Origin of the sequence: Caballeronia glebae (assembly GCF_001545035.1) — a bacterium.
Lineage (GTDB): Bacteria > Pseudomonadota > Gammaproteobacteria > Burkholderiales > Burkholderiaceae > Caballeronia > Caballeronia glebae.
The window spans coordinates 25,247-31,870 of the sequence record NZ_FCOJ02000075.1 but is presented as its reverse complement, the minus strand read 5'-3'; the positions used below and the strand labels follow the sequence as shown (position 1 = coordinate 31,870).

The 6,624-nt window shown below is 60.9% G+C and carries 6 protein-coding genes and 1 rRNA gene; 6 read left to right on the top strand and 1 reads right to left on the bottom strand.

What is annotated here, in order from left to right; translation table 11 throughout:
* The first annotated feature begins 28 nt into the window (after positions 1 to 28).
* Positions 29 to 141, top strand: a 5S ribosomal RNA gene (gene rrf, locus AWB82_RS32390).
* Positions 142 to 211: 70 nt separating this feature from the next.
* On the opposite strand, the gene bfr is transcribed toward rrf, so the two are convergent.
* Positions 212 to 688, bottom strand: coding sequence for a bacterioferritin (gene bfr, locus AWB82_RS32385; protein ID WP_086973386.1), 477 nt, complete (start codon positions 686 to 688; stop codon positions 212 to 214).
* Positions 689 to 902: 214 nt separating this feature from the next.
* Here bfr and AWB82_RS32380 point away from each other — a divergent pair, with 214 nt between their 5' ends.
* The 5 genes from AWB82_RS32380 (at position 903) to AWB82_RS32360 (ending at position 6,571) form a co-directional block, all read left to right on the top strand.
* Positions 903 to 1,454 carry a hypothetical protein gene (locus AWB82_RS32380; protein WP_086973385.1) on the top strand — a complete coding sequence of 184 codons (552 nt, stop codon included), beginning with the start codon at positions 903 to 905 and terminating at the stop codon, positions 1,452 to 1,454.
* Positions 1,455 to 1,477: 23 nt separating this feature from the next.
* Positions 1,478 to 2,722 carry an MFS transporter gene (locus AWB82_RS32375; RefSeq protein WP_086973384.1) on the top strand — a complete coding sequence of 415 codons (1,245 nt, stop codon included), beginning with the start codon at positions 1,478 to 1,480 and terminating at the stop codon, positions 2,720 to 2,722.
* A 382-nt stretch (positions 2,723 to 3,104) separates the two neighbouring features.
* Positions 3,105 to 4,913, top strand: coding sequence for a serine hydrolase domain-containing protein (locus AWB82_RS32370; RefSeq protein WP_235023527.1), 1,809 nt, complete (start codon positions 3,105 to 3,107; stop codon positions 4,911 to 4,913).
* A 208-nt stretch (positions 4,914 to 5,121) separates the two neighbouring features.
* On the top strand, positions 5,122 to 5,679 hold the full coding sequence (locus AWB82_RS32365; RefSeq protein WP_086973382.1) for a carboxymuconolactone decarboxylase family protein: 558 nt from the start codon (positions 5,122 to 5,124) through the stop codon (positions 5,677 to 5,679).
* A gap of 37 nt (positions 5,680 to 5,716) precedes the next feature.
* Entirely contained in the window at positions 5,717 to 6,571 is an 855-nt protein-coding gene (locus AWB82_RS32360) for a helix-turn-helix domain-containing protein (protein ID WP_086973381.1), read from the top strand.
* Positions 6,572 to 6,624 lie beyond the last annotated feature (53 nt).

Here is a 6,624-nt window from a genome sequence, read left to right as displayed (position 1 = left end):
GCCTCAAGGCCCACAACAACAAGTCATGCCTGATGACCATAGCGAGTCGGTCCCACCCCTTCCCATCCCGAACAGGACCGTGAAACGACTCCACGCCGATGATAGTGCGGCTTCCCGTGTGAAAGTAGGTAATCGTCAGGCTCCTCATGCTGAAAGCCAAAACCCCACCCCTAAAAGGTGGGGTTTTTGCGTTTCTGCCTCCAATGCTCCCTCACGCGAGCTTATGAATGGCGGATTGCTGGTAGTTTTCGATGCCGATCTTATCGATGAGGCCGATCTGAATCTCCAGCCAGTCGATGTGATCCTCGGTAGCGTCGAGCAGTTCGACCAGGATCTCTCTCGAAACGAAATCACGCACCGATTCGCAATGGACAACCGCCTCCTTACATTGGGCTTGAGCCGCCTGTTCGAGTTTGAGGTCGTTCTGGAGTGCCTCAAGCGTATCTTTGCCGACGGCTAGCGCATGGAGATCCTGCAAATTCGGCACTCCATCGAGCATGAGGATACGCACGATCAGCTTGTCCGCATGCGTCAATTCTTCCATCGACTCGTTGTATTCGTGCGTGCCGAGTTCTTCGAATCCCCAGTGCTGATAGAGACGCGCATGCAGAAGATACTGATGCACCGCCGTCAGTTCGTTCTTCAATTCGGCATTGAGGTAGTCAATCACTTTCGAATCGCCTTGCATACCGTCTCCCGCTTGGTCGCGTTGCCACACACCCAGAATAGACGTTCAGCGACGATGCGCCGACAACAAGTTTCATTCTCATTATTAGCAACGCCAATGCACACACCCGTGATGGCGAGAAAATTGCTTCGGCTACATCTTTCTGTGCATGCTCGGAGCATCGTCCGATGCGACGCCCCGATCATCACGTTTGATCAAAACCTGGAGAAGCAACATGCACTGGATCGATCCTGCGAGCCTCCCTGAGACGCGGGGCAAGGTAAAGCGAGTCCTGCTGAATCCGCACGGTGAAATAGACGGCCTCGTGCTCGGCTCACGTCAGATTCACATCCCGCCTCATCTGTCGAAGCAGATCGCGCGGCATGTCGCGCCCGGCGATGCAGTCAGCGTCCGAGGCGTGAAGCCCCGCGGCGCGGACATCGTCGCGGCCGTCTCGCTCACGACGAAGAACGGCCGCGTGATTCTCGACGAAGGGCCGCATCATGGCGGCGATAAGCATCACAAGCCTCATGTCGATCAGAAGCCGATGGAAGCTTCCGGCGAAGTCGTGCTTGCGCTCTACGGGCCGAAGGGCGAGTTGCGCGGCGCGCTGCTAGACGATGGCACGTCGCTGCGCATGCCGCCTCATGCCGCGAGCGAACTGGCTTCGTATCTACTCCCGGGCGCGCACGTTCAAGCGTGGGGACATGGCGTGAAGAACAAGCATGGCCGCACCATCGAGGTCGACGAGATCGCCGAATTGATCCACGAGATCGACGCTGCCTGACGCAACATCACGGCGATCGCCCCATGACCACGCAATACGCGCTCGAGGCACTGAATTTCTTCATGGCCGATGTGCAAGCGGGAATCGGGCCATTCCTCGGCGTCTTTCTTCAGGCGCAAGGCTGGCATCCGGACGCGATCGGCACGGTCATGACGCTCGGCGGCATCGCTGGCATGCTGGCGACGTCGCCGGCGGGCGCGCTCGTCGACGCGACCCATCACAAGCGCGGCATCATCGTGGCAGCCGGTGTGATGGCGACGCTCGCATCGCTCGTGCTATGGGTGTCGCGGAGTTACTGGACGGTCGCCGCTTCGCAGATTCTCACGGCCATGACGGGCGCGGCACTCGGTCCGGCGGTGGCGGGCGTGACGCTCGGGATTGTGCGCGAACGCGGCTTCGACCATCAGTTCGGCCGCAATCAGGTTGCCAATCACGCGGGCAATGTCGTGGGTGCGGCGCTGTCGGGGTGGCTCGGCTGGCGTTATGGATTCGGCGCGGTTTTCGTGCTCGCGGGCGTGTTCGGCGCGATGACCGTCGTGTCGACGCTGCTGATCCGGCGCGACGCCATCGATCACGACAGCGCGCGGGGCCTGGCAGCTGCATCGCCGACGAAGCACGAGCACGAGCACGAGCACGCAAGCGGATTTCGTGTGCTGCTGCGCTGCAGGCCGCTATTGTTGCTGGCCGCCGCGCTCGCGATATTCCACCTCGGCAATGCGGCGATGCTGCCGCTCTACGGCCTCGCGGCCGTCGCTGCGCACAAGGGTGATCCGAGCGCGTTCACCGCGCAGACGATCGTGGTCGCGCAACTCGTAATGGTCGCCGCTGCGTTCTTCGCGAACCGGCTCATTCGACGCATCGGATATTGGGGCGTCATTCTGATCACCTTCTTCGCATTGCCGATGCGCGGCCTGATCGCGGCAATGTTCATCAGCGCATGGGGCGTGTGGCCGGTGCAGGCGCTCGACGGCATCGGCGCGGGTTTGCAGAGCGTCGCGGTGCCGGCGCTTGTCGTGCGACTGCTGCAGGGAACAGGAAGAGTGAACGTGGGGCAGGGCGTGGTCATGACCGTGCAAGGGGCGGGCGCCGCACTCAGTCCTGCGCTGGGCGGAATGCTTGCGCAGCATTTCGGATATGCGACCGCTTTCGCCGTGCTCGGCGCGGTGTCGACCGGCTCGCTCGCATTGTGGCTTTTCTTCGGCGCGGCACTCAAGAAGGCATGCGGCGTTTATCGCGATGTGACCGACGACGCGTCGCTCGCGTCATGAATGCTTCTTCCTGATCTACCGGCTGATGCGGATGTGTCGCCACCGGAAGTCGAAACCTTTCGCTGCGAACATGACGACGTTCAGGAAACGACGGGGAAACCGTGAAGGCGTTCGTCGCGCTTCGTCCCGGTTGCAAAGCGGCTGCCGCGAATCGTCCAATTCGTCGATAGCCTGCTTCGCTCCGGGAGCGGCAAAGTGCAATGGAGGTTCGCCAAGAGCGTGATTTTCACGCCTATAATCGAGCGCAAAAGGAACGAGCCGCACAAAGTACGCCTTGCGAATAACAACAAGGAGAGCCGTCGTGCCCCGATCGAACCGTACCCGCGACCCTATATTCTTCAGCCCGAATGCAACGAGCACGGGCCGTCGACAGTTCCTCGGCATGGCCGGCGCCGGAGTGCTCGCGACACTCCTTCCAGGCTGCGGCAGCGATAGCTCAGACTCGCAGTCTTATCCTCAAACAGTCGCCATGGGGCAACAGGCGATTCAGCAGGCGATCGACAGTCAGACGCAGCCCGTTGCCGCGATATCCATAGCCATGCTCAAGGGCAACGACGTGTTCTGGCAGCAGGCGTTCGGCGTGTCGTCGGTGCCGAGTCAGACCAAGGCGACGATCCAGACGCGCTTCAACATCGGCTCGGTCAGCAAGCTTTTTGCGGCGCTCGCGGCGACGATTCTTCAGGACCGCGGACTGATCACGCTCGATACGCCGATCATCCGCTATCTGCCGACGTTCACGATGCTCTCGCCCGAGTACGCGAAGATCACCACGCGTCATTTGCTGTCGCATTCGTCGGGATTGCCTGGAACGAATTCGCGGAACCTCTTCACGTTCGCGCCGGTTCCCGGCTACGCGGCCGATACGCAAGCCGAACTCGCGAATACGCATCTGAAGCATTTGCCGGGCGAGCTTGCCGTGTATTGCAACGACGGCTTCACGATGGTCGAGCAGATCGTCCTCGCGATGACCGGGCAGAGCTTTGCGAGCTTCGTCGAAGCGAACATTCTCGCACCGCTAAAGATGGCGAACTCAAGCTATCTCACGAGCGTGCCGAGCGATGGCTCGTTCTCTTATCCATTTGCAAACGGCACGCAGTATCAGGAATTCGTCAATGCCTACGCAACCGGCGGCTTGAGTTCGACGCCCGGCGACATGATGAATCTCGCGCAGATGATCATCGGCGGCGGCATGTTTCAAGGGCAGCGCGTGGTATCGGCGGCGGGCATCGCGCAGATGGGCACCGATCAAACTACTGGACTCCTTATTAATCCGTCGCCCGAATGGCGATGGGGTCTCGGTTGGGATTCGGTCAGGCAGCCCGCACTCGATGCCGCAGGCGTCCTCGGATGGGAAAAGGATGGCGGAACCGCCTTCTATTCGAGCGAGTTCTTCGTCGTGCCACAGGCGCAACTTGCGCTGATGGTGACGGGCAATTCGGGCTACGATGCCCGCAAGCTCGCCGAAACGCTCGTGCTGTCCGCGCTGAAAGAGGACGGCACGGTCGCCTCGCTGCCGGCCAGGGTCAGCACGACGGCGCCGTCGGCCGCGTCGGGTCCGGGCATCGTGAATGCCGGCGGCATCTACGGCAATTCCGACTCTCCGTTCCAGGTTATCGCCAACCCGGACGGCAGCCTGCAATTGAACCAGTGGGCTGGCGCCAAGCGTGCGTGGACGCCGGTCGGCGCATACCAGTACCGCAGCGACGGATGGTGGTGGAGCAACAGCGATACCGCGTCGTATCGTTTCGCGGTCGCTTCCGGAACCGACGCCAACGGCAACGCATTCAGCTATCGCTATCTGATGAAGCGTGTCGTGCCGGGCGCGGGTTACGCCTATCTCACGCTGCCGGTCGGTCAGCAACTCGCCGCGCTGACGCCACTCGACAACGCATGGCAGCAGCGTCTCGGCACGCAATGGACCTTGACGAACGATTCGCCGACGGCCGTGCCGATCGTCATCGACGGAAACGAGCCGGCTTTCCTGACCACGTTGTCCGAATTGCCGGGTTATGTGCTGTACGGCAACACGGACCTTCGTTATCAACTCTTCGTGCCGCTCGCGGACGATCGCGGCGGCATGTCGGTGAAGGTGCCGGGAAATTTCGGCCGGGACCTCTACGAAATTCGCTTTGCGTCGGCGAGTAGCGGCACAACATTGACGTTGGGAAGCTCGATTTACGACAAGATCTAAAAGCAGGTTTCCAATGATCTGCGTGGTCTCCGGCAGAGCCATCATTCGATAACTTTCCCGAAGAACTCTGGGTTTCATAACCCGGTTGCGAAACAACGCAGCGAGTGACGTTGATTACAAGGGATGTAATTGGCGCAAGAAACGACCGCGTCTACTCTTTGGCTGTCGCGCTTCCACTCTGGTTGCGCTCATCGCCAAGGAAAATGCCATGTCCAGCTACCCTGTTCACACGATCGAATCCGCACCCGCGCAATCCAGACCCGTTCTCCAGCGACTTCAGCAGACGTTCGGGATGGTCCCGAACGTCGCGGCAACGATGGCGAATTCGCCTGTGTTGATCAGCGCGTTCATCGGCTTGTTCGAGCGCGTGCATGCAAGCAGTCTCACCGAACCGCAGATTCAGACGCTGTTGCTGACCAACGCGGTGACGAACGCGAGCGAGTGGCCTGTCGCGTTTCACACGGCGCTCGCATTGAAGGAGGGCGTGCATTCCGCCGATGTCGATGCGATCCGCCAAGGCGTCTTGCCGAAAGACGCGCGACTGGCCGCACTGTCGGCATTGGCGCGCACGCTCGTAGAAAAGCGCGGCCGCCTCGCCGAGCTGGACCGCAGACGCGCGCTCGAAGCGGGCTTCAGCGCCGAGCAAATACTCGAAGTTATCGCCGTGATTGCCGCATCGACGATCACGAACTACAGCAGCAACGTGACGCGGCCGCCACTGGAAGCGCAGTTCGAGGCGTTCGCGTGGCATGCGCCGGCAGTCTGAGCGTCCGCCATTCATCCAGTCCGATCCGGGAGATCCGATGAACGCCACGCGTCCCGATTCGAATACCGCGCAGGGCGAGCTCGGTGATTTGCTGCGCTATTGGCGCGATGTGCGCGGCGTGAGTCAGCTCGATCTGTCACTTGAGGCAGGCGTTTCGCAACGTCAGATCAGCTTCATCGAAAGCGGGCGCAGCGTGCCGGGCCGCGACACGGTGTTGACGCTCGCGCAGACGCTCGACGTGCCGCTGCGCGAACGCAACGCGCTTTTGCTCGCCGCGGGCTATGCGCCCATCTATTCCGAAGCGCCGTGGAACGCGGAGGAGATGCATGGCGTCGTGCGCGCGCTCGAACGGGTCGTTCGTCAGCATGAGCCGTTTCCGGCGATCGTGATGGATCGCCACTGGAACGTTCTAATGACCAACGACGCAGCGCCGCGCTTCTTCGGTTGTTTCATCGACATGGCTTCGCGCGCGGGTCCGCGCAACATGCTGCATCTGATCTTCGACCCGCGAGGAATGCGTCCATTCGTGCACAACTGGGACACGGTCTCGCGCAGCCTTCTACAACGCGTGTATCGGGAATCGGTTGGTCATGCGATCGACGACGGCACCCGGCGTCTGCTCGACGAACTGCTCGACTATCCAGACGTTCCACGTGACTGGAAATCGCATCATGGACGGTCCGCCGCGCCGACGACACCCGTCATTCCAATCGGCTTCGTCAACGACGGCGTCGTGCTTCGATACTTTTCGATGGTCACGATCGTAGGCACGCCGCAAAACGTCGCCGCACAGGAACTGCGTCTGGAATGCATGTTCCCGGCGGATGAGGAAACCGAAGCACGCCATTTGCGTTTGCTCGCCGCTCATTCGAAGCTAATTCACGGAAAGTAACCTGTTTCACATCAGCGGTGCATGTGAAGCAGGTTCGACAAACGAACGTCATG

What these genes read in the sequence shown, in the direction of transcription:
- bfr (WP_086973386.1), bottom strand. Translation starts at nt 688, where the DNA reads ATGCAAGGCGATTCGAAAGTGATTGACTACCTCAATGCCGAATTGAAG.
- AWB82_RS32380 (WP_086973385.1), top strand. Translation starts at nt 903, where the DNA reads ATGCACTGGATCGATCCTGCGAGCCTCCCTGAGACGCGGGGCAAGGTA.
- AWB82_RS32375 (WP_086973384.1), top strand. Translation starts at nt 1,478, where the DNA reads ATGACCACGCAATACGCGCTCGAGGCACTGAATTTCTTCATGGCCGAT.
- AWB82_RS32370 (WP_235023527.1), top strand. Translation starts at nt 3,105, where the DNA reads ATGGCCGGCGCCGGAGTGCTCGCGACACTCCTTCCAGGCTGCGGCAGC.
- AWB82_RS32365 (WP_086973382.1), top strand. Translation starts at nt 5,122, where the DNA reads ATGTCCAGCTACCCTGTTCACACGATCGAATCCGCACCCGCGCAATCC.
- AWB82_RS32360 (WP_086973381.1), top strand. Translation starts at nt 5,717, where the DNA reads ATGAACGCCACGCGTCCCGATTCGAATACCGCGCAGGGCGAGCTCGGT.